The following is a 21568-nucleotide window of genomic DNA, read 5'->3' as shown; positions in this document are numbered from 1 at the left end:
ACAGATTTTATGATTGTACAAGACGTTATAGATCATTTACACGATTTAGCACCTCTAGCTTATGCTGAAGATTTTGACAATGTTGGTCTTTTAGTTGGTGATAAAAACCAACCCATAACAGGTATTTTAGTCACTTTAGATACGCTTGAAGCTGTTGTAGACGAAGCTATTGAAAATAGCTGCAATCTTATTGTTAGTTTTCATCCTATTATATTTAAAGGATTAAAAACATTAACTGGCAAAAATTATGTAGAACGCACTGTCATTAAAGCAATACAACATAACATTGCCATATTTGCAATACATACTGCTCTAGATAATGCTTTTGTTGGAGTTAATTCTATTATTTGTAATCAACTAGGTTTAAAAAATAAGCACATTTTATTACCTCAAAAAGGCACTATTAAAAAATTAACAACTTATGTTCCTAAGGAAAATGCAGAAACATTGAGACGAGCATTATTTAATGCTGGCGCAGGTAACATAGGTAATTATGATATGTGCAGTTTTAACACCAATGGCATAGGCACGTATAAAGGTAATGCAAATTCAAATCCTGTTGTTGGAAACAAAGAAGAATTACAACAAGCTGAAGAAATCCTTATAAGTCTAACATTTCAAAAACATATAGAAACTAAACTATTAAACACACTCTTCAAAGAACATCCGTATGAAGAAGTAGCTTTTGAGGTAACTACGCTAGATAATGTTAACCAACACATTGGTATGGGAATGGTAGGCGAAATAGATCAACCATTAAGTGAAATAAAGTTCTTACAACATATTAAAACCAGCATGAATGTCAAGCATATTCGGCATTCTAAACTCTTAGAAAAACCGATACAGAAAGTAGCTGTTCTAGGAGGTTCTGGAAGTTTTGCTATTAATGCAGCTAAAGCTGTTGGTGCTAACATATTAATTACTGCAGATTTAAAGTATCACGACTTCTTTTCTGCTGAAAACAGCATTGTATTAGCAGACATTGGACATTATGAGAGCGAACAGTTCACAAAAACGTTTTTAGTAGACTATCTCTCGAAAAAAATTACTAATTTTGCAATCATTTTATCAAACACAAATACAAATCCGGTAAAGTATTTTTAATTATGGCAAAAAAAGAAGTTTCTGTTGAAGAACGATTAAGAGCATTATATGATTTACAATTAATCGACTCTAGAGTAGACGAAATTAGAAATGTCAGAGGAGAGCTTCCTTTAGAAGTTAGAGATTTAGAAGACGATGTTGCAGGACTAAACACAAGACTAGAAAAATTAAATGATAGTCTAGAAACTATAGATGAAGAAATTAAATCTAAAAAGAATTTAATTGAAGAGTCTAAAGCTTTAATAAGCAAATATAGTGAGCAACAAAAAAATGTTAGAAATAACAGAGAATACAATTCTTTAACAAAAGAAGTTGAGTTTCAAGAATTAGAGATTCAATTGGCTGAAAAGCACATTAAAGAATTTAAGGTACAGATAGAACAGAAAAAAGAAGTTATCACAGAAACTAAAGATAAATTAAAAGACCGCAGTGCGCACTTAAAGCATAAAAAAGGTGAGCTTAATGAAATCCTTAAAGAAACTGAAAAAGAAGAAAAGGCATTAATTGCAAAATCTGAAGAGTTTCAAACTAAAATAGAAGACCGCTTAGTAAAGGCTTATCATCGTATTAGAAATAACGTTAAAAACGGCTTAGCAGTTGTTGCGATAGAACGTGGAGCTTCTGGTGGATCTTTCTTTACAATTCCTCCTCAAGTACAAGTTGAAATTGCTTCTCGCAAAAAAGTAATTACAGATGAGCATAGTGGACGTATCTTAGTTGATGCTGCTTTAGCAGAAGAAGAAAAAGTGAAAATGGCAAAACTTTTTGCTAAACTCTCTTAATAAAATCTATAAAGTTTATAAAGCCTCTGTAATTGCAGGGGCTTTTTTATTTAATAAAATTCTAAAAAAAGAGTTAAGGATTTGTAATTTTATCCGTCTATAGAAAGAGAAAAAGATAATTATGAAAAAAATAGTTCCTTTATTTATTATTGCATTATTGTTTAGTTGCAATAATTCTGCTCAAAGTATAAACCCAAAACAAAAGGCAGTTATCGAAGCTGATCCTATTGAAGTTCCTGTAAAAGATGGAAAAGCACGTGCTTATTTTGCTAGTGGTTGTTTTTGGTGTGTTGAAGCTATATATGAAAGTGTAAAAGGTGTTGAAGAATCTATTAGTGGTTATTCAGGAGGTTTTACTGAAAATCCAACTTATGAAGCTAGTAACACTGGTAGAACAGGACATGCTGAAGCTGTAGAAATTATTTACGACCCAAATGTAGTGAGTTTTGCAACACTTGTTGATGTTTATTTTGGATCACAAAACCCAACACAGTTTTATGGTCAAGGTCCAGATAGAGGTTCACAATACCGTTCTATTATTTTTTATCAAAACGATGAACAGAAAAAAATTATAGAAGATAAAAAAGCGGCTTTAGCTAAACAATTAGATACAAAAATTGCTGCTGAAGTTTATCCGTTTCAAAAATTCTGGGTAGGAGAAGATTATCACCAAAATTATGAACGTAGAAATCCTAATCAGGGTTATATAAGAGCCGTATCTATACCTCGCTTAAGACGTTTTCAAGCTAAGTTTCCGCATTTATTAAAAAAAGGAGAGAAACACTAACTATATAAAATCTTGTTTATAACAACATTAAAAAGTCTAAGTAGTTAGACTTTTTTTATGCTCTTAATTTCAAACAGCATCGAGAATAATTGATTCTTTATTTTACACATGCCGTTTTTAGCATGTATAGCAACTTTTTGATTTCAAGCAACTTTATTTCCTTCAAAATAATTAGTGTTGTCTCCCATCGTTGGTTAATTTTGCTTGTAATTTAAAACACACTTTTAATATGAGATCATTATATCTAGGTTTGATTTGTCTATTCTTAGTTTCAGCATGCAAATCCGAAAAATCAGAAACACCAATAACAGAAGAAGTTAAAGAATTAACTATTGCCGAAAAGATCGCTAATGCACATGGTTTTAAAAACTGGGACGATGTGTCTGAAATAAAATTTACGTTTAAAGTCGATAGAGATACTATTAAAGGTAACGGAAGAGTTTGGACCTGGAAACCAAAAATAAATATAGTTTCATTGTCTACAGACACAAGAAATATTACTTATAATCAAAATGAAATAGATAGCACTAATAGAAGAACCGATCAAGCCTTTATCAATGATAAGTTTTGGCTATTAGTACCATTTCAACTGGTATGGGATAACACTGCTACTATTTCTAACCCTGTTAAAGCAGAAGCACCAATAAGTAAAACCCAAATGGATATGATAACTATTACCTATGCGCAAGAAGGTGGTTATACACCAGGTGATGCTTACGACATTTTTTATGGAGAAGATTATCTCATTAAAGAATGGGCATTCAGAAGAGGTAATGGAGAAACAATAGACATAGCAAATACCTTTGAAAATTATCAAGATTTTAATGGCATTAAGATAGCTATAGACCATAAGCGTAATAATGGAAAATGGAATTTAAATTTTGGAGATGTTAGTGTTAGCATAGATAATTAAAAAATGGCATGTGTTTTGATATAAATATGTAAGAACACTAACTAAGTTACGACTTAGTATTTGTATCAAATAATTTTCCGCTATACGCGTCTACATATATTCACCTGCGCTTTGTTTCAAAGCGCTTTTTTTATTTATCTCGTTGAAAAACGAGATCTTATTCTTATACCATATAAAATGTATATCTTCATTCAATCATATTAAATTCCTATTTTTGTTAGACATCAATATTAATCAACTGTGCTTAATTACAAAACAGGTTTAGACTTTGCAAAATCAAAAGATAAAAATGATCCTATAGCTTCGTATAGAGAACTATTTCATATCCCAAAAGACAAAAATGGGGATGACATTATTTACATGACAGGAAATTCTCTTGGTCTACAACCTAAATCTACACATGCTTATGTAGAGCAAGAATTAAAAGATTGGGCCGAGTTAGGAGTCGATGGACATACACATGGTAAAAATCCGTGGTTACATTATCATGAATTGCTCACCGAAAATATGGCTACTATTGTTGGAGCTAAACCTATAGAAGTTGTAATGATGAATACATTGACTACCAACTTACATTTAATGATGGTGTCATTTTACAAACCAACATCAAAACGCTATAAAATACTTATTGAAGGCGATGCATTTCCCTCAGATAAATATGCTGTAGAATCGCAATTACGTCATCATGGGTATGATGACAAAGAAGGTCTGATCCTTTGGAGCCCTAGAAAAGGAGAAGAATTATTAAACTACGAAGATTTAGAAACTATTCTTAAATCTCATGGTGATGAAATTGCCTTAATAATGATTGGCGGAGTGAATTATTATACTGGTCAATTTTTCGATTTAAAACGAATTACGCAACTAGGACATAACTACGGATGTGTTGTAGGTTTCGATTGTGCACATGGTGCTGGCAATGTAAATTTAGATTTGCATAACTCTAACGCAGACTTTGCCATTTGGTGCAGTTATAAATATTTAAATTCAGGACCAGGAAGTTTAGCAGGTTGTTTTGTACATGAACGACATGCATATAATAAAACATTGAATCGTTTTACAGGTTGGTGGAGCCATAATAAGGAGACACGTTTTAATATGCGTGACGATTTTGATATGCTTCCTGGTGCCGAAGGTTGGCAACTCAGCAATCCTCCAATATTATCTATGGCAGCTATTAAAGCCTCTTTAGATATGTTTAATGAAGTAGGAATGGATAAACTATATAAAAAATCGAAACAACTTACAGGCTACTTTGAGTTTTTATTGAAAAACCTAGGTGAAGATATTATAAGAGTTATTACACCAAGCAACCCTGATGAACGTGGTTGCCAACTATCAATTCAAGTGTTAAATGCAAACAAATCATTACACAATAAATTAACTGAAGCAGGAGTTATTTCAGATTGGAGAGAACCAGATGTCATTCGTTGTGCTCCTGTACCGTTGTATAATTCTTTTGAAGATGCGTATAAATTGGTGGAACGATTAAAATTCATCCTTGTAAAGGAATGATAGTAGTTTTAAAATAATTGAATTTATAACAAATTGAACTTGAAATTCCGACAACGTCGGAAACATCAAAATTCAGAAATAATGAACGAAGGAATGTAGATGCGAAGCAAAGCTTCAAGCACGAAATTCCGAAAGTGAAAGATGCTTATGCAATTTCCTAATTTTGATTGTGATTTTTTGGTTCGTTTTGTATCAAGACAAAATGAACAGAATAAATTAAGAAAAATGAGATTCTGAAACAACACTTCGACAAGCTCAGTGTGACAGTTCAGGATGACAAAAAACAGAATGATTAACAACCAACAAAACATACTTATCATCGGCGCAGGACTCTGCGGAAGCCTCTTAGCATTACGTCTAGGGCAACGTGGCTACAACGTTACTGTTTACGAAATGCGTCCAGATTTACGTAAAACCGATATTTCTGCTGGTCGTTCTATAAATCTCGCATTTTCAGATCGAGGCAATAAAGCGATGAAATTGGTTGGTATTGAAGATAAAGTAAAAGACTTATGCATTCCTATGAATGGACGCATGCTTCACGATAAAGGCGGAAATACTTTTTTATCTAATTATAGTGGTCGCGAACACGAATATATTAATTCTATTTCGCGTCAAGATTTAAACGCACTATTATTAGATGAAGCAGAAAAACATAAAAATGTCAACATTCATTTCAATAAAAAATGTTTATCAGTAGATTTTAAAAATACTACAGCTCTATTTCAAGACTACGCCACTAAAGACGAGTTTATAGAAGATGCTGATACTATCATTGCTACCGATGGCGCTGGCTCTGCATTGCGTAAAAGTTATTATCTAGAAAAAGAATTTTTATTCAGTTTCTCTCAAGAGTATTTAACGCATGGTTATAAGGAACTCAGCATTTTACCCGCTAAAGATGGTGGCTATAAAACCTATAAAAATGCATTGCATATTTGGCCTCGTGGTGATTTTATGCTCATAGCTTTACCCAACTTAGATGGGAGTTTTACGGTAACCTTATTTTTAAGTTATGCAGAAGGTGAGTACAATTTTAATAATCTCTCAACACCAGAGATAGTAACTGAGTTTTTTCAAAAAGAATTCCCAGATGCTTTAGAACTCATGCCTAATCTGGTTGAAGATTTCTTTGAAAACCCAACAGCACCTTTAGGAACCGTAAAATGTTCACCATGGCATTACAAAGGCAACACACTATTAATGGGAGATGCTGCGCATGCCATTGTACCATTTTATGGTCAAGGTATGAATGCATCTTTTGAAGATGTTGTAGAGTTTGATAAAGTCCTCGATAAGAATTTAGACAATTGGGAAGCTACTTTTAAAGCCTACGAAAAGAATCGAAAAAAAGATACAGATGCAATTGCAGATTTAGCCGTTGATAATTTTCATGAAATGAAGGATCATGTTGGTCAAGCGATATTTCAAGAAAAACGAAAAATTGAAATGGCACTTGAGAAAGCATTTCCAAAAGACTATTCTTCAAAGTATAGTTTAGTTACCTTTAATGAAAATATTGGTTATAGAGAAGCCATGTTAAAAGGACGAGCGCAAGACAAAGCCATTTTAAATATGTTATCTGATGGCGTAATTTCTACAGATGATGATATTGCAGCTATTTTAGATAAAGTAAAAACTGAAACCAAAGCCATTTTAGAAGATGATAGAATTGCGGGGTTGAAATAGGTGTTAGGTGTTAGATGTTAGATGTTAGATGTTAGATGTTAGATGTTAGATGTTAGATGTTAGATGTTAGATGTTAGAAATATTAAAAAATGATATCAATTTGAAGAATTGAGCATCAAAATTCAGAAATAATAAACGAAGAAATGCAGATGAGAAGCGCAGCTTAAAAAAAGGTCTCGACTGCGCTCGACCAAACAAATAAAAATAGTATGAGTAACAAAAATGATAAAATCCCTGTTTCTACAGGGAATAATGTAACACCAAGAGGTGCATACCCACATACAAAGCAGGTAGGAGATTTTATATTTGTATCTGGCACAAGCTCTCGTCGACCAGATAATACCATTGCCGGGGTTGATATTATTGACAACATGGGCACAAAACATTTAAACATAGAAGTACAAACCCGAGAAGTGTTACAAAACATTGAAAAGAATTTAATTAAAGTCGGAGCTTCAATGAGTGACGTTGTAGATGTCACCTCTTTTTTAGTTAACATGAATGACTTTGCTGGCTACAATAAAACTTACGCAGAATTCTTTAGCGCAGAAACTGGCCCTGCACGTACTACTGTAGCTGTGCACCAATTACCGCACCCAGATTTGGTTGTAGAAATTAAAGTTATGGCTTATAAACCAATTTCTGCGTAGGCAGAAATCTTATGAATAAAACCAATGATTAAATTCTTCCGTCATATCCGTAAATCATTACTCATGGAAAACAAAACAGGCAAATACTTTAAATACGCCATTGGAGAAATTATTCTTGTGGTAATTGGTATTTTGATTGCTTTACAGATTAACAACTGGAATGAGAATAGAAAAGAACGTGTTCAAGAACAAGCGCTGTTAGTTCAACTTCAATCTGAATTCAATAGCAATATCAAACAATTAGATGAGAAAATTACGATTAGAAGAAATATGTATAATTCATCTCTAAAGCTGTTACATTATATAGACAATCCTGTTGGTATTAATAACGACAGTATTTTAAAGCATCTTGTACAAACTACATTGTCGCCTACATTCAACCCAATAAGCACTGATTTTGTAGGCACTGGTAGAATTCAACTTTTACAAAACAATAGACTAAAAGAATTATTAACGCGCTGGTCTAGCGAAATTGTGGCTGTTACAGAAGAAGAAATTCAATGGCTCGATTATTCACAAAAGCATTATACGCCTTTCCTGCTAGAACATACTTCGTTTAGAAATGTATTGAATTCTTATTGGGAAAATAATACCACAGATGCCTTTAATCTTGACAAGGGAAAAACAATACAGGTCAACCTAAAAAAATCAAAAACTGATTTTGATGAATCAAAAGTGCTTCACAACCCTAAACTTGAAGACCATATGGCCTTTTGCGCATCAATGGCTATAATTGCGAATAGTCAATCCACAAGTTTAAGACAACGCATAGTCGAAATTTTAGATTTAATAGGACAAGATTTAAACTAATGATTAAATTCTTTAGATTATCGAAATACAATTTTGTAAAACAAAATCAAAGGTCTAGTAGACCTTTGGTGAAGATAGCCGCTTGCGGAAAAATTAAAATCAACAAACATGATTAAGTTTTTTAGACGAATCAGATATCAACTTATGAGCGAAAACAAAACATCCAAATACTTTAAATACGCCATTGGCGAAATTATTCTTGTGGTGATTGGGATTTTAATCGCACTTCAGATTAACAATTGGAATGAAAGCAGGAGGGAAAACTCAGAAGAGAATAACATCATTCAAAATTTAAATGATGAGTTTTCCGAGAATAAGAAATTATTTGACAAAAATATGGCTGTAACTAAAATTTCAAAACAAATAGGATTCAGCATAATGGACCTTATGGGAAAACCAGAGGAGGAATTAAAAACACAAAATATAGATAGTCTATTATTTACGGTTCTTGAAACTGGTGAATACCGTCCGAGTGAAAATACGATTAATGATCTTATTCAGTCTGGTAGGCTAAGACTATTAAAAAATAAAAAACTTAAAATATTACTTTATAATTGGCAAAGCGAACTCAAAGATGTGCATGTTGCTTTTGAGCGTGTAGAGCTAAAAATTGACAATGAGCTCATACCATACCTATCAAAACATTATGCATTAAAAGACATAGACAAATACGGTGCTTTAAATTGGAAAGAAAACACAAATCTTAAAATAGACAAATATGCCATTTTTAATGATATTGAGTTTGAAAATATTAGTGATGATTACCTTTACAGAGTGGTTTCAGCTGAAAACAGTTTAAAACGAATCGGAATAACTTTAGATGCTATTTTAGAAGAGACGAATGATTAAATTCTTAATAAAGAATATCCCAATAAATCTTTAAATTGCATTAATGAATATCAAAAACTACATAAACGGAGAATTTGTAAATCCAATCCAAAATAAATGGTTAGACAATTACAATCCAGCAAGTGGCGAAGTATATAGCCAAATTCCAAACTCATCAAAAGACGATGTAGAAAAAGCGTATCAAAGTGCTAAATCTGCTTTTCCTTCTTGGAGTCAAACTACCTTTGAAGAACGTAGTAAAATACTACTTAAAATTTCTGAGCTCATTGAGGCCAATTTAGATCAACTTGCTGAAGCCGAAAGTAAAGATAACGGCAAACCTTTATGGCTAGCTAAAAAAGTAGATATTCCAAGAGCATCATATAACTTTCGTTTTTATGCTAATGCCATTACACAATTTGCTAGTGAAAGCCACGAGAGTGTTGGACAAAACATGATGAATTATACCTTACGCCAACCCATTGGAGTTGTGGGTTGTATTTCCCCTTGGAATTTGCCACTCTACCTCTTTAGTTGGAAAATTGCACCTGCAATAGCAGCAGGTAATTGTGTGGTTGCCAAACCTAGTGAAGTCACACCAATGACTGCGTATCTACTTGGAGAAATTTGTAATGAAGCAGGCTTACCAAAAGGAGTACTAAATATTGTTCATGGGCTTGGAGGTTCTACAGGACAAGCCATTGTTGCACACCCCGATATTAAGGCCATTAGCTTTACAGGAGGCACAGCTACAGGAGCACATATTGCAAAAGTTGCAGCACCACTATTTAAAAAATTATCTTTAGAACTCGGCGGAAAAAACCCGAATATCATTTTTGCAGATTGTGATTATGACGATATGTTGAATACAACGGTTCGTTCCTCTTTTGCAAATCAAGGTCAAATCTGTTTGTGTGGGAGTCGCATTTTTGTGGAAGCATCAATTTATGAGCAATTTAAAACAGATTTTGTCGCAAAAGTAAAAGTTCTTAAAGTAGGCCATCCGTCACAGCCAAATACTAAAGTTGGTGCTTTAGTTTCAAAATCGCATTTAGAAAAAGTAAAGGCGTATATTAATATTGCAAAAGAAGAAAACGGAACTGTTTTATGCGGCGGAAATGAACTTAGTATTGAAGGTTATGAAAACGGTTATTATCTAGAGCCTACAATAATAGAAATAGCAACTAATGAGTGTAGAATTAACCAAGAAGAAGTTTTTGGTCCGGTAGTAACCATTATGCCATTTGAAAAAGAAGAAGACGTTTTAGAAATGGCCAATGCTGTAAAATATGGCTTATCAGCTACGTTATGGACAAACAATTTAAAACGTACCATGCGTATGACCAACAAGCTCGAAGCTGGCATTATATGGGTAAACACCTGGTTAATGCGTGATTTACGCACCCCTTTTGGTGGTGCTAAAGCTTCTGGAGTTGGACGTGAAGGTGGTTTTGAAGCCTTGCGCTTTTTTACCGAAGCTAAGAATGTGTGTATAAAGTATTAAAAGAATATAGAAACAAGATAATAGACTTAATATCTCTTTTCTCAATGATTAATGAAACATAAATCAATTCAAAGAATTGAACATCAAAATTCAGAAATAATGAACGAAGGAATGCAGATGCAAAGCGAAGCTTTAAGCACGAAATTCCGAAAGTGAATGGTACAGAGTAATTTCCTAATTTTGATTTGACTTTTTTGGTTCGTTTTTGTGTCAAGACAAAAATGAACATAAATTAAAAACAAGATTAACATTAAAAAGATTCCTGCCTTCGCAGGAAATAAATATGAACTTAGAATTAAACAACAAATACGCATTAGTCTGTGGAAGCACAGCAGGAATAGGAAAAGCCACAGCAATGGCCTTAGCTGAAGAAGGTGTAAACGTCACTTTAATCGCAAGAAATGAAGACAAATTAAAAGCTACTCTTACCGAGTTACCTCAACACAGAAATCACGATTATATCGTTGCCGATTTTTCAAATCCTTCAGAATTAAAAACTAAAGTATCTAATTATATAAACAACAATCACGGTTTTCATATTTTAATCAATAATACTGGAGGCCCAAAAGGAGGTCCTGTATTTTCAGCTGAAGTAGATGAATTTGAAAATGCCTTTACTCAGCATTTAAAATGTAATCATCTATTGGCGCAAACCGTTGTTCCGTTTATGAAGAGTGAAAGTTATGGTCGCATAATCAACATTATATCCACTTCTGTAAAGCAACCTTTAGATGGTTTGGGAGTTAGTAATACCATACGTGGTGCTGTTGCTAATTGGAGTAAGACTTTAGCAAATGAACTTGGTCAGTTTGGTATTACCGTAAACAACGTATTACCAGGAGCAACTGGCACTGAAAGACTCACACAAATTATTAAAAACAAATCTGCTAAAACAGGTAAATCTGAAGAAGAAGCTGCAAATGCTATGAAAAATGCGATACCGGCTAAACGCTTTGCTAAACCAGAAGAAACTGCCGATGCTATTACATTTTTAGCCAGCGAGCGTGCTTCATATATAAACGGAATTAATCTTCCGGTTGATGGTGGACGCACAAAAAGTTTGTAACTTTATAGAATTACCATATAATATGATTATATCATGAGTAAATTATATCCACCCATAAATTTCAAAGCTTGGATTGAAGAAAATCGTCACTTATTAAAACCACCTGTTGGTAATAAAGTCGTTTGGAAAAATGGTGACTTTATCGTTATGGTTGTTGGTGGACCTAATAGCCGTAAAGATTATCACTATAATGAAACCCCAGAATTTTTCTACCAAGTAGAAGGAGATATTGTTTTAAAGGTTATTGATAATGGCGCACCAAAAGACATCCACATTAAAGAAGGTGAGATCTTTTTATTACCACCAAAAGTGCCTCACTCACCGCAACGTGGTGCAAATACGGTTGGTCTCGTTATTGAATACCCAAGAGAAAAAGGTGTTAAAGATGCTTTGCTTTGGTTTTGTGAAAATTGTACAACCAAGTTATATGAAGAAGATTTTACTTTAGACAATATAGAGACAGATATGCCTGTTATTTTTGATAATTATTATGGAAACAAAGACAAGCGTAGCTGCCCAAATTGTGGCCAAGTAATGCAACCACCAAAAAAGGTTCAGTTAGATGAATAAACGCAAACTAAGAATAAACGGCCATTCACACCTTCTTCCCTATCCTGAGCAGATTCCTGATTTTATGAAGGAAAAAGAAATTTTCTGGGTTGATGATGAGCGTAAATATATGCTTCAAAAAGGCTGGAAACGTCCAGTTACAGATTCTAGTTTTTTCTTAGACGAGAAATTAGAATGGATGGATAAAAACCGTTTAGATCACGCTGTAGTACTTAATTTATCGCAATTATACGGTAACGGATTACGTTTGGAAGAAATGAAAAAAGCATTGCGCTTTCAAAATGATTTCAATGCCAAAGTACAGCACGATCACCCTCAAAAGTTTACTTGTGGCTTTGTCGTACACCCCGGATTTATTCATGGAGCATTATGGGAAATTGAACGTTGTGTTATTGACCTTGGTTTAAGCGTATTGTGTTTGCCTACACATTTTATGGATTCTATAGGGCAATGGCGTTCTGTATTTGATAAAGAAAATGATCCGATTTTTGAACTTGCTGACAAATATAAACTCGCTATAGAAATTCATCCATACGATGGTGACAAAATGATTAATTTAGAAAACACTTCTTGGCGTTTTCATTTAATATGGATGCTTGCCCAATGTGGTGATGCTTATCATTTTTATACACTCAATGGCATGCAAGAACGTTTTCCAAACATTAGAACTTGTTTTGCTCATGGCGGACAATTAGCACAAATGAATTTAGGGCGACGGATACAAGGTTTTGATGGCCGACCTGACTTATTTAAAGGCAAACATCACCCAAGAAAAGCTGTAGGGCATCCTAATATCTATTTTGACACTTTAGTGCACGACACAGACTCTTTAAAACTAATGATTGATCGACAAGGCTCTAAACAAGTTATTATGGGGCTCGATGATCCGTATCCTTTAGGTGAGATGGAAAGTGATGCACAATCGTCTTATCCTGGTAAAATTTTAGATTTGGCCATTGACCGTGATATTATTAACCAAAATGAATATGACGAAATTTGGGAATGTAATGTTTTACGTTGGCTTTGTGGTGGTGATAAAGACAAGCGACAAAAGTTAATTGATAGAATTACTAACTAAACTTTATAATTATGAAAAAAATCGGAGGTTATATTGCTTTCTTTGGAGCACTTGCAATCGTTTTAGATCTTTTTGATCGTGTACCAACTTTATTACAATGGATCTACAACTGGGGAGATACAACTGCTTGGGCAATAAAAATTGGATTTATAATTATAGGTGCTGTTCTCTATTTCAGGGGAGGTAAAAAACAAGAAGACACAACGGTTGAAGCTTCTAATTCAGAAGATAAAAACTAATATTTCATTACGCTTTACTAAACTTAAATATGCATTTTCTACCTGAAGCTATAGATAATTATGTGGTTGCTCATTCTGAAACTGAACCAGAATTATTGCAGCAATTAACACGAGAAACTTACCAAAAAGTATTACAACCTATAATGCTTAGCGGTCCTTATCAAGGACGTGTTTTAAGCATGATTTCGAAATTAATTAACCCTAAATCTATATTAGAATTAGGTACGTTTACTGGATATTCAACATTATGCTTGGCTGAAGGTCTAAAAAAAGATGGCACTATAGACACTATAGACATCAATGAAGAATTAGAAGGCTTTCAGCGAAAGTATTTTGACCGATCAGACTATGGTCATCAAATTATTCAACATACAGGTAATGCTTTAGATATTATTCCTGCATTAAATAAAACATTTGACTTAGTATTTATCGATGCTGATAAACCTAATTATTCTAATTATTTTCATTTAATCATTGATAGACTTAAACCAGGTGGTATTATTCTCTCAGATAATGTATTATGGCATGGAAAAGTTGTAGAATCATTAAACCCAAAAGATCTATCTACTAAAGCTGTTTTAGAATATAATACATTACTTAAAACGGATACGAGAATAGAAACTGTTGTGTTACCTATTAGAGATGGATTAACGATTAGCAGAAAAATATAACTGTTGTTATAGCTTTCGTTTTACCGATCCGGCAAACTCTTCAACCTCATCTCTCACTTTATTAATCTCATCATTAATGTCTTTAGTAACATCTGTATCTATGAGACCTTGTTCTTTTGCGCTTTTTGTGACTTCATTTTTAATATCATTAGTAGCATCTTTAAGTTGACGCATTCCTTTACCAAGACCACGAGCAATCTCAGGAATTTTATCAGCACCAAAAACCATAACTACTATAAATAGAATGAAAATAATTTCGGTACCTCCGATAAATAATAATGTGGGTTTAAATATCACTTTGCAAATATAGGTTGACTTTTGGATAATAAAAAAGCCGACTCTATAAAGTCGGCTTTTTTATGAACAAAATTATAATTAGTCGTCTTTTGATCTGTTTTTAAACGCATCAAAATCACTTTGTTTTACTTCTTTTGGCCAAGAGTTATTAGTAACATCTACATCTGCCGTTTCTAAATCTGGATCTACAGTTATTGAAACGATTTCTTTTTCACTAGCTATAGATTTACTTGCTCTATTATCATTTAATCTCCATATTTGAGCTGGATATGTAATCTTTTCCTTTGTACCATCTGCATACTCGTACTGAACAATTAAAGGCATTACTAATCCGCCAGGTTTCTCAAAAGTAACTTGATAGAAGTATTTAGGAGACTTTAGGTCTTTACGTTCTTCAGCCGTAAAGTTATCCATAATGTATTCTTTTACCGTTGGTAAACCTTCTAAGCCGTTTGCATTTTTGCTTGCTTCATCATAACCATCTTTTCCTTCTTCTACAAAATAAACTAAACTTTTAGGATCTAAACGGAAACGATCTGCCATTCTTTTACCATCTTCACTAGGAGTTGTTGTTATTGCAAATTTCTTTACCTCACTAACAGCTATATCTGTATAGTCCGTAGTATAAAACCATCCTCTCCAAAACCAATCTAAATCTACTGCAGATGCATCTTCCATAGTACGGAAGAAATCTTCTGGGGTTGGGTGCTTAAACTTCCAACGGTTTGCATATTCTCTAAATGAATAGTCAAACAAATCACGACCCATAATAGTTTCACGTAGAATATTTAAACCTGTTGCTGGTTTAGAATATGCGTTACTACCAAATTGATAGGTATTTAAACCTTTAGTCATAATAGGCGCAATAAAATCTTGATTGCCTCCCATATATCTTACAATATTTCTTGCAGGTCCACGACGCGATGGATACTTAGTTGCTCCTTCTGGTAAAACTTGAGGGTATTTTTCACCAAAATCTTGTTCTGCTACATACTGAACAAATGTATTTAAACCTTCATCCATCCATGTCCATTGACGCTCATCACTATTTACAATCATCGGAAAGAAGTTATGTCCAACTTCGTGGATAATCACTCCAATCATTCCAAATTTAACTCGGTCTGAATAAGTTCCATCTGCATTTGGACGTCCAAAATTATAACAAATCATTGGATACTCCATACCCATTGGCGCATGTACTGAAATTGCTTTATGATAAGGATAATCAAACGTCATACGAGAATAAGACTCTAATGTACTAGCTACTGTGCGTGTTGACCATTGCTCCCATAATGGATTTCCTTCTTTAGAATACATAGAAACAGCCATTACATCTTGATCTCCTACCTTAACGGCCATCATATCCCAAATGAATTTACGAGATGTTGCAAAACCAAAATCACGCACCATTTGTGCAGATAATTTCCATGTCTTTTTATCTTTACTTTTCTTCTTTTCTGTTTTCTCAGCTTCTTCTTGTGTTACAATAATAACTGGCTTATCGAAAGTTTTTTTAGCTTTATTATAACGATCCATCATCGTTTTAGTAAAAACTTCTTCTCTATTAGTTAAGTAACCTGTACCATCTAAAATATGATCTGCTGGCACTGTAATGTTAACATCGAAATTACCAAATGGTAATGCAAATTCATCACGTCCCCAAAACTGAGAATTCTGCCATCCTTCTACATCATTATAGACAGCCATACGTGGATAGAATTGCGCCATTACATAAATTCTATTATCATTTTCAGGAAAATATTCGTAACCAGAACGTCCGCCATCTTTAACATGGTCATTGATGTTATACCACCATTTAATGCTAAAAGAAAATTTATCCCCAGTATTCATAGCCTTTGGCAACTCAACACGCATCATAGTACGGTTAATCATATGCTGTAATGGTTTACCATTAGTATCTGTAACCGATTCTATATTAAAACCACCATCAAAACGTTCTTTTAAATAAGAGGTTGTTGCATTAGCAGCTGTAGTTGCTGGACCAATACCAGAGCTATTAATTAATGGACTTTTTGAATCTCTAGCACGCATATTTTGATCGAGTTGTACCCAAAGATATTTTAATTCATCTGGCGAATTGTTTGTGTAAGTAATGGTTTCATTACCATGTAACCTTGCCTTATCATCATCAATTTCAATATCCATTTTGTAATCTGCTTGCTGTTGGTAATATGCTGGTCCTGGTGCTCCAGATCCTGTACGAAACATATTAGGCGTTGCAAACTCATCATACAATTGCTTGAATTTGTTGTTGTTAGTGTGGCCTTGTGGCTTGGCATCAGCTGCTTGGTCTTGCGCAAATGCACCTACTGACACAAAAAGAAATGCCAATAAAAAATACTTGAAAATTTTCATAATTAAGTTTAGTGTTAAAAAATGATGCCTAAAGTAGCAAATTTGATGCGTTTACAAAGACTTTTAGTCAAAGTTTAACACACCTATATTATTCTGCGGAATTAGTAAAAAACTCTTCTTCTTACCGTTAATTTCTGTTCTTACAATATTTTGCTGTTCTTCAAAGACATCGAATAGAAGATCATTAGTGATTTCTATAGTTTTAACTTCTGAGATATTTTCGATTTCGAGATAGCAGTAGACAATATCCTCTTTATATTCTTTACCTAAATATTTATAGTCTATGTTTTTAGCATTTATTTTAAGTTTAAACTTGCCTTTAAGATATCTTTCTATATAATCGTCTAACTCTTTTGGTTCTTTCCCTGTGGCTAATTCTATAGACTCATCATAACGTTCTCGAAGTAGTTTTTCAAAATCGTCAATAAATATTTGACTAATAATTTGTACTGACTTTTTTTCTTTTACATATTCTATTTTGGTAACGCTTACATAGTATTTATGGACTGTTGTTGCTGTCAACATCGGAAATGCAAGTAATAGAACAATTATATATTTTAATTTCATTTGTTTCTTTTAATTCTTTAATTATTCAAAAAGCATTCCACTCTTAATCATTATCTGTAGAATTACGATTTGCCATATATGCTTTTAATTTTTTTTGTAAAAATTCTAAAGTCACTACTCCATTATCAATTTTACAGATTTCGTCAAAATTAGCATCGTCTGAGCAAAAATAAAAATAATCTGTTTTTAAAGAATCTGCTAAAACTTCTTTCTGAAAAATAATATCTTGATAATGATCTCGCATACGCCGAACACATTTTTCATTTGCATCTAATCTTACGATCTCTCTTAATTTTTTAGTTCTTCCACTAACTCTATTAAGTAACTTATGAAAGTTAACACTAAATCCTAAACCGATACTTCCCCATGGTCCTGAATCTGCATCATGTAGTTTTCGCTCGTTTTGCGTTAAAGGTTTACCTGTATATCCTGGAATCCCTAAGTCGTAAAAATTAAGTTCCTCTTTTATTTCTGTGTTTTTTATATCTGAGTTTAAATTTCCTGTAAAAAATCGTCCTACTATAACTTCATCAAGCTCAGTAACACGCTCATCTAATGCAACTTCTAAAAAACCTAAATCAATCATCGATTTAGTTACAATAATAGTTTTATGTATATATTTTAAACTCGAAATCATCAATGAATCTGATACTTTTGCTAAAATTTCAAAAGAACCATCCGTATCTGTTACCGTATATTTTAAAGCTGTTTTATTAAGTATGTGTATGCCTTCTACTTCTTCATTAGCTATAACTTTGCCTTTTAATGTTTTTAATTGGGCAGACGCAAATCCGCTTAAAAAGCATATGAGTATTATAAATAATGACCGATTAATCTTCATCTTTAGACTTAATTTGAATTTTGAAGTCTTTTAATTTTTGTATTAAAAATTCTAATTGATTCAATGACCCTTTCTCTTTGCAGATAGATTCAAAATTAGAATCGTCAGCCGCATATTCAAAATATTGTAATTTTAGTGAGTCTACCATTTTTTTATTTTCAAAAATAGACTCAGAATAAGCATCTTTTAATTGATTTAAGCAACGTTCTCTCCTTTCTAATTTTACTAAAGATTTATAATATTTTGTCTTACCTGTTATTGCATTTATTAGGCCCACAATAGAAACGCCACCACCACTACCTGTAGCCGCAATTAGTTTTCTTTCAGCCAAAGTAGGCAATTTCCCTGTATAACCAGGAATACCTAAATCATAAAAATTAATATCTGTCTTAACATCTAAATTATTGATATCTGAATCTAGATTTCCTGTTAAAATTTTGCCTATAACAACTTGATCTAACTGATTAACTTTCTCAGTTAAACTTACTTGAATATAACCTATATTAAGAATTTCTGTGGTAATAACAACCTCTTCTAATTGATATTTAAGACTAGAAATTGTTAAAGTGTCTGTTACTTTAACTAAAATTTCAAAAGTTCCATCTGTATTTGTTGTTGTAAACTTTAAGGCTGATTTATTAAGTACGTGTATATTTTCTACATCATCATCAGCAACAACTTTGCCTTTAAGTGTTTTTAATTGGGCAGTAACAAACCAATTAAAGAATAAAGCACAAACAAGAAATAACGTTTTATTAATTTTCACTTTCAAATTCTAAAAACAATTTACTTTCAGAAAGTAAATGCTCTAAAAGTTGTAATTCTTTATTCTTATTTAAAAGTGATTGATCAAAAGTTTTAGATTCTACAAAATCTATAAATGCTTCAGATCTATCTGTAGGTATATTGAGATATGTCAATAAATAATTGGGTGTAAAACGTTTAGTAAGTTCGCTTGCTTCAGGTCTATTCTTATCTAATTTATCATTCTGCCTAACAAATAGGCCTACTATATTTACAATATTTAACCCATACAGTAATCTGTTTTCAACTAAAGGGTTATTAATTTTAGACAAGTAATCTTCAGTAAAATTATAATCGTCTAAATCTTGAATGCCAATATATATTTTATCTATATCTACATTATAGGTTCTGACGGCTTCAAGATCAACATTTAAATTTCCTGACAAATCGTAGGGTAATATTATTACTTCATCTAATCGATTTATTTTTTCAACTAACTGAACTAAAACTTTTTTAGAGTCTATGATACGTTCATCAATAGTAATTTTAAACTTTTTAAATTGTAATGCAGAAAAAACTAATGTTTCATTTAATGCAACTTCTATTGTAAACGCTCCTTTCTCGTCAGTAACAGTTCCTCGGTTTGAACTTTCATTAAAAACCGTAATACCTTCTTTCTCTTCGGTGGCAATGACTATACGTCCAGAAATTTCAATCCTCTCTATGTTTTGTGCACTAATAAAACCTATTGAAAAAAATAGAGCAATAAAAAGTAAATGCTGTTTCATTAGGTTGTGTGGTTTTGTTAGCGTCATAAAGTTCGTTTTTCTAATCTTAATAACTTGTCAATGCGGTGGTAAATTTTTGTTAAACTCGTCAATTACCTAAATTTACAAAAAAATCAGTTTGAAAAATATCATTATAGCAAGTACATCTACTGTTCATGGAAGTGGATACCTAGAATACATTTTAGAATCCCTAGAAGTACTTTATAAAAACACAGACGAAATTATTTTTATTCCTTATGCCAGGCCAAGCGGAATATCACACAACGCATATACGGATATTGCAAAAAAAGCTTTTAAAACTATTGGTAAATCTGTAAAAGGCCTTCATGAATTTAAAGACCCTAAAGCAGCTCTTAAAAACGCTAAAGGCATTTTTACAGGAGGCGGAAATACATTTGTATTAGTAAATCAACTTTATACAAACAATTTACTAAAAACCATATCTAATGTTGTTAAAGAAGGAACTCCATATCTTGGTACTAGCGCTGGTAGTAATATTTGTGGTTTAACAATGCATACTACTAATGATATGCCTATTGTCTATCCTCCTAGTTTTAAAACATTAGGTTTAGTTCCTTTTAATATTAATCCGCATTATTTAGATCCTATTACTAATAGTAAACATATGGGGGAAACTAGAGAAACTCGTATTAAAGAATTTCATAAGTTTAATACACAACCTGTTATTGGACTTAGAGAAGGCAGTTGGCTTGAAGTAAAAGGAAGTTCAATAACACTTAAAGGCAATTTAAAAGCTCGCATTTTTGAATACAATAAAACTCCTTATGAAATCGCTACAAATTCTAATTTAGAGCTTTTAAATCGTCTTTAAATATTAACTTATATTTAATTTTACAACACTATAAAGAATGATATTTTTAGTTAAAAAATTATATTTTTATTAATATTTTTATTAAAATTCTATTCTATTGTAATTTTTTTGTCACCTGAAAAACATTTTAAAATAATTCGTTTTATGTGACTATTTTTGCGCCTTTGTGTCTAAACTTTATAATAAACCCTATTAGTTATGAAGAAGTTATCTCTATTTCTTATATTTTTAAGCTTATCTTTTTTTTCGTATAGTCAAGTTAAGGTAGGATCTAATCCTAATCTTATCAATCAAAACTCATTATTAGAGCTTGAAAGTTCCGATAAAGTTCTTGTCGTCACTAGGCTAACAAATACTCAAATGAATGCGATAACTCCTCTTAACGGAGCTTTGGTATATAATACTGATGAAAATTGTCTTTTTCAGTTCAGAAACAATGCTTGGGTTAGCCTTTGCGTTGATGTTATGTCAAATGAGACTGTAACCAGTTTTGTATTAAATTCAGATGGCACATATACTTACACTAATGAAATTGGGACTACAACTAATATAAATATTAACGATCCTGATTCAGATCCTACAAATGAATTGCAAAATTTATCTATTCAAGGACTGAATCTATCTCTTAGTAATGGAGGTACTGTAACACTTCCAACCATTGCCGGACCGCAAGGGGAAATTGGACCGCAAGGTCCTGCTGGACAAGACGGCGCAACAGGTGCTACCGGCGCACAAGGACCGCAAGGTGAAATCGGACCACAAGGTCCTGCTGGTGCTGCTGGTGCTGATGGTGCAACAGGTGCTACTGGTGCACAAGGACCACAAGGTGAAATCGGACCACAAGGTCCTGCTGGACAGAATGGTCAAGATGGACAAGATGGTGCTACAGGTGCCACTGGAGCAACTGGCGCACAAGG

General features: G+C 32.9%; 22 protein-coding genes and 1 pseudogene. 17 read left to right on the top strand and 6 right to left on the bottom strand.

Annotation, left to right across the window (positions count from 1 at the left end; translation table 11 throughout):
* Positions 1 to 9: 9 nt before the first annotated feature.
* From K8Z87_RS05120 to K8Z87_RS05050, 15 genes are all read left to right on the top strand, one after another.
* Positions 10 to 1104 (top strand): Nif3-like dinuclear metal center hexameric protein, encoded by a 1095-nt coding sequence (locus K8Z87_RS05120; RefSeq protein ID WP_227476414.1) that lies wholly within the window; start codon positions 10 to 12, stop codon positions 1102 to 1104.
* A complete protein-coding gene (locus K8Z87_RS05115) occupies positions 1104 to 1886 on the top strand; it encodes a zinc ribbon domain-containing protein (RefSeq protein WP_227476583.1) in 783 nt (260 codons plus the stop codon). The genes K8Z87_RS05120 and K8Z87_RS05115 overlap by 1 nt, the downstream gene beginning before the upstream one ends.
* Before the next feature lie 121 nt (positions 1887 to 2007).
* Positions 2008 to 2673: a peptide-methionine (S)-S-oxide reductase MsrA gene (msrA, locus tag K8Z87_RS05110; protein ID WP_227476413.1), complete on the top strand. Its 666-nt coding sequence runs from the start codon at positions 2008 to 2010 to the stop codon at positions 2671 to 2673.
* A 229-nt stretch (positions 2674 to 2902) separates the two neighbouring features.
* Positions 2903 to 3586, top strand: a complete 684-nt coding sequence (locus K8Z87_RS05105; protein WP_227476412.1) for a hypothetical protein — start codon at positions 2903 to 2905, stop codon at positions 3584 to 3586.
* Between the two features lie 240 nt (positions 3587 to 3826).
* Complete coding sequence (gene kynU / locus K8Z87_RS05100) at positions 3827 to 5101, top strand: kynureninase (protein WP_227476411.1); 1275 nt, start codon at positions 3827 to 3829, stop codon at positions 5099 to 5101.
* Positions 5102 to 5389: 288 nt separating this feature from the next.
* A complete protein-coding gene (locus K8Z87_RS05095; protein WP_227476410.1) occupies positions 5390 to 6790 on the top strand; it encodes an FAD-dependent oxidoreductase in 1401 nt (466 codons plus the stop codon).
* 209 nt (positions 6791 to 6999) lie between these two features.
* Positions 7000 to 7440, top strand: coding sequence for a RidA family protein (locus K8Z87_RS05090; RefSeq protein WP_227476409.1), 441 nt, complete (start codon positions 7000 to 7002; stop codon positions 7438 to 7440).
* Between the two features lie 24 nt (positions 7441 to 7464).
* On the top strand, positions 7465 to 8250 hold the full coding sequence (locus tag K8Z87_RS05085) for a DUF6090 family protein (RefSeq protein ID WP_227476408.1): 786 nt from the start codon (positions 7465 to 7467) through the stop codon (positions 8248 to 8250).
* A 144-nt stretch (positions 8251 to 8394) separates the two neighbouring features.
* Entirely contained in the window at positions 8395 to 9099 is a 705-nt protein-coding gene (locus K8Z87_RS05080) for a DUF6090 family protein (RefSeq protein WP_227476407.1), read from the top strand.
* Positions 9100 to 9142: 43 nt separating this feature from the next.
* A complete protein-coding gene (locus K8Z87_RS05075; protein WP_227476406.1) occupies positions 9143 to 10582 on the top strand; it encodes an aldehyde dehydrogenase in 1440 nt (479 codons plus the stop codon).
* A 283-nt stretch (positions 10583 to 10865) separates the two neighbouring features.
* The gene (locus K8Z87_RS05070; RefSeq protein ID WP_227476405.1) at positions 10866 to 11648 is read left to right on the top strand and encodes an SDR family oxidoreductase; all 783 of its coding nucleotides are present in this window, start codon (positions 10866 to 10868) and stop codon (positions 11646 to 11648) included.
* Positions 11649 to 11681: 33 nt separating this feature from the next.
* Entirely contained in the window at positions 11682 to 12218 is a 537-nt protein-coding gene (locus tag K8Z87_RS05065; RefSeq protein WP_227476404.1) for a 3-hydroxyanthranilate 3,4-dioxygenase, read from the top strand.
* A complete protein-coding gene (locus tag K8Z87_RS05060) occupies positions 12211 to 13296 on the top strand; it encodes an amidohydrolase family protein (RefSeq protein WP_227476403.1) in 1086 nt (361 codons plus the stop codon). The genes K8Z87_RS05065 and K8Z87_RS05060 overlap by 8 nt, the downstream gene beginning before the upstream one ends.
* Before the next feature lie 11 nt (positions 13297 to 13307).
* Positions 13308 to 13535, top strand: a complete 228-nt coding sequence (locus K8Z87_RS05055; protein WP_227476402.1) for a hypothetical protein — start codon at positions 13308 to 13310, stop codon at positions 13533 to 13535.
* Between the two features lie 29 nt (positions 13536 to 13564).
* Positions 13565 to 14206, top strand: a complete 642-nt coding sequence (locus tag K8Z87_RS05050; RefSeq protein ID WP_227476401.1) for an O-methyltransferase — start codon at positions 13565 to 13567, stop codon at positions 14204 to 14206.
* A 6-nt stretch (positions 14207 to 14212) separates the two neighbouring features.
* On the opposite strand, the gene K8Z87_RS05045 is transcribed toward K8Z87_RS05050, so the two are convergent.
* The 6 genes from K8Z87_RS05045 to K8Z87_RS05020 all read right to left on the bottom strand — a co-directional run bounded on the left by K8Z87_RS05045 (position 14213) and on the right by K8Z87_RS05020 (position 19819).
* Positions 14213 to 14503 (bottom strand): Sec-independent protein translocase subunit TatA/TatB, encoded by a 291-nt coding sequence (locus tag K8Z87_RS05045; protein WP_227476400.1) that lies wholly within the window; start codon positions 14501 to 14503, stop codon positions 14213 to 14215.
* Between the two features lie 78 nt (positions 14504 to 14581).
* Entirely contained in the window at positions 14582 to 16879 is a 2298-nt protein-coding gene (locus tag K8Z87_RS05040; protein ID WP_227476399.1) for a M1 family metallopeptidase, read from the bottom strand.
* A gap of 63 nt (positions 16880 to 16942) precedes the next feature.
* Positions 16943 to 17446 carry a DUF6702 family protein gene (locus K8Z87_RS05035; RefSeq protein ID WP_227476398.1) on the bottom strand — a complete coding sequence of 168 codons (504 nt, stop codon included), beginning with the start codon at positions 17444 to 17446 and terminating at the stop codon, positions 16943 to 16945.
* Positions 17447 to 17489: 43 nt separating this feature from the next.
* Complete coding sequence (locus K8Z87_RS05030) at positions 17490 to 18287, bottom strand: carboxypeptidase-like regulatory domain-containing protein (RefSeq protein WP_227476397.1); 798 nt, start codon at positions 18285 to 18287, stop codon at positions 17490 to 17492.
* Complete coding sequence (locus tag K8Z87_RS05025; RefSeq protein WP_227476396.1) at positions 18277 to 19053, bottom strand: carboxypeptidase-like regulatory domain-containing protein; 777 nt, start codon at positions 19051 to 19053, stop codon at positions 18277 to 18279. The genes K8Z87_RS05030 and K8Z87_RS05025 overlap by 11 nt, the downstream gene beginning before the upstream one ends.
* A complete protein-coding gene (locus tag K8Z87_RS05020) occupies positions 19043 to 19819 on the bottom strand; it encodes a carboxypeptidase-like regulatory domain-containing protein (RefSeq protein WP_227476395.1) in 777 nt (258 codons plus the stop codon). Before K8Z87_RS05020 ends, K8Z87_RS05025 begins: the two co-directional genes overlap by 11 nt.
* Before the next feature lie 118 nt (positions 19820 to 19937).
* Between K8Z87_RS05020 and pepE the strand changes: the two genes are divergently transcribed.
* Complete coding sequence (gene pepE / locus K8Z87_RS05015) at positions 19938 to 20651, top strand: dipeptidase PepE (protein WP_227476394.1); 714 nt, start codon at positions 19938 to 19940, stop codon at positions 20649 to 20651.
* A gap of 198 nt (positions 20652 to 20849) precedes the next feature.
* Positions 20850 to 21568: pseudogene (locus K8Z87_RS13935) on the top strand (collagen-like protein); the annotation flags it as partial.

The organism is Winogradskyella immobilis, from assembly GCF_021887715.1.
Taxonomy (GTDB): domain Bacteria; phylum Bacteroidota; class Bacteroidia; order Flavobacteriales; family Flavobacteriaceae; genus Winogradskyella; species Winogradskyella immobilis.
The sequence above is the reverse complement of the archived record's forward strand: the minus strand, read 5'-3'. Positions and strand labels throughout refer to the sequence as shown.

What these genes read in the sequence shown, in the direction of transcription:
- K8Z87_RS05035 (WP_227476398.1), bottom strand. Translation starts at nt 17,446, where the DNA reads ATGAAATTAAAATATATAATTGTTCTATTACTTGCATTTCCGATGTTG.
- K8Z87_RS05050 (WP_227476401.1), top strand. Translation starts at nt 13,565, where the DNA reads ATGCATTTTCTACCTGAAGCTATAGATAATTATGTGGTTGCTCATTCT.
- K8Z87_RS05040 (WP_227476399.1), bottom strand. Translation starts at nt 16,879, where the DNA reads ATGAAAATTTTCAAGTATTTTTTATTGGCATTTCTTTTTGTGTCAGTA.
- K8Z87_RS05085 (WP_227476408.1), top strand. Translation starts at nt 7,465, where the DNA reads ATGATTAAATTCTTCCGTCATATCCGTAAATCATTACTCATGGAAAAC.
- msrA (WP_227476413.1), top strand. Translation starts at nt 2,008, where the DNA reads ATGAAAAAAATAGTTCCTTTATTTATTATTGCATTATTGTTTAGTTGC.
- K8Z87_RS05075 (WP_227476406.1), top strand. Translation starts at nt 9,143, where the DNA reads ATGAATATCAAAAACTACATAAACGGAGAATTTGTAAATCCAATCCAA.
- K8Z87_RS05020 (WP_227476395.1), bottom strand. Translation starts at nt 19,819, where the DNA reads ATGAAACAGCATTTACTTTTTATTGCTCTATTTTTTTCAATAGGTTTT.
- K8Z87_RS05090 (WP_227476409.1), top strand. Translation starts at nt 7,000, where the DNA reads ATGAGTAACAAAAATGATAAAATCCCTGTTTCTACAGGGAATAATGTA.
- K8Z87_RS05060 (WP_227476403.1), top strand. Translation starts at nt 12,211, where the DNA reads ATGAATAAACGCAAACTAAGAATAAACGGCCATTCACACCTTCTTCCC.
- K8Z87_RS05055 (WP_227476402.1), top strand. Translation starts at nt 13,308, where the DNA reads ATGAAAAAAATCGGAGGTTATATTGCTTTCTTTGGAGCACTTGCAATC.
- K8Z87_RS05065 (WP_227476404.1), top strand. Translation starts at nt 11,682, where the DNA reads ATGAGTAAATTATATCCACCCATAAATTTCAAAGCTTGGATTGAAGAA.
- K8Z87_RS05105 (WP_227476412.1), top strand. Translation starts at nt 2,903, where the DNA reads ATGAGATCATTATATCTAGGTTTGATTTGTCTATTCTTAGTTTCAGCA.
- K8Z87_RS05070 (WP_227476405.1), top strand. Translation starts at nt 10,866, where the DNA reads ATGAACTTAGAATTAAACAACAAATACGCATTAGTCTGTGGAAGCACA.
- K8Z87_RS05080 (WP_227476407.1), top strand. Translation starts at nt 8,395, where the DNA reads ATGAGCGAAAACAAAACATCCAAATACTTTAAATACGCCATTGGCGAA.
- K8Z87_RS05095 (WP_227476410.1), top strand. Translation starts at nt 5,390, where the DNA reads ATGATTAACAACCAACAAAACATACTTATCATCGGCGCAGGACTCTGC.
- K8Z87_RS05120 (WP_227476414.1), top strand. Translation starts at nt 10, where the DNA reads ATGATTGTACAAGACGTTATAGATCATTTACACGATTTAGCACCTCTA.
- K8Z87_RS05030 (WP_227476397.1), bottom strand. Translation starts at nt 18,287, where the DNA reads ATGAAGATTAATCGGTCATTATTTATAATACTCATATGCTTTTTAAGC.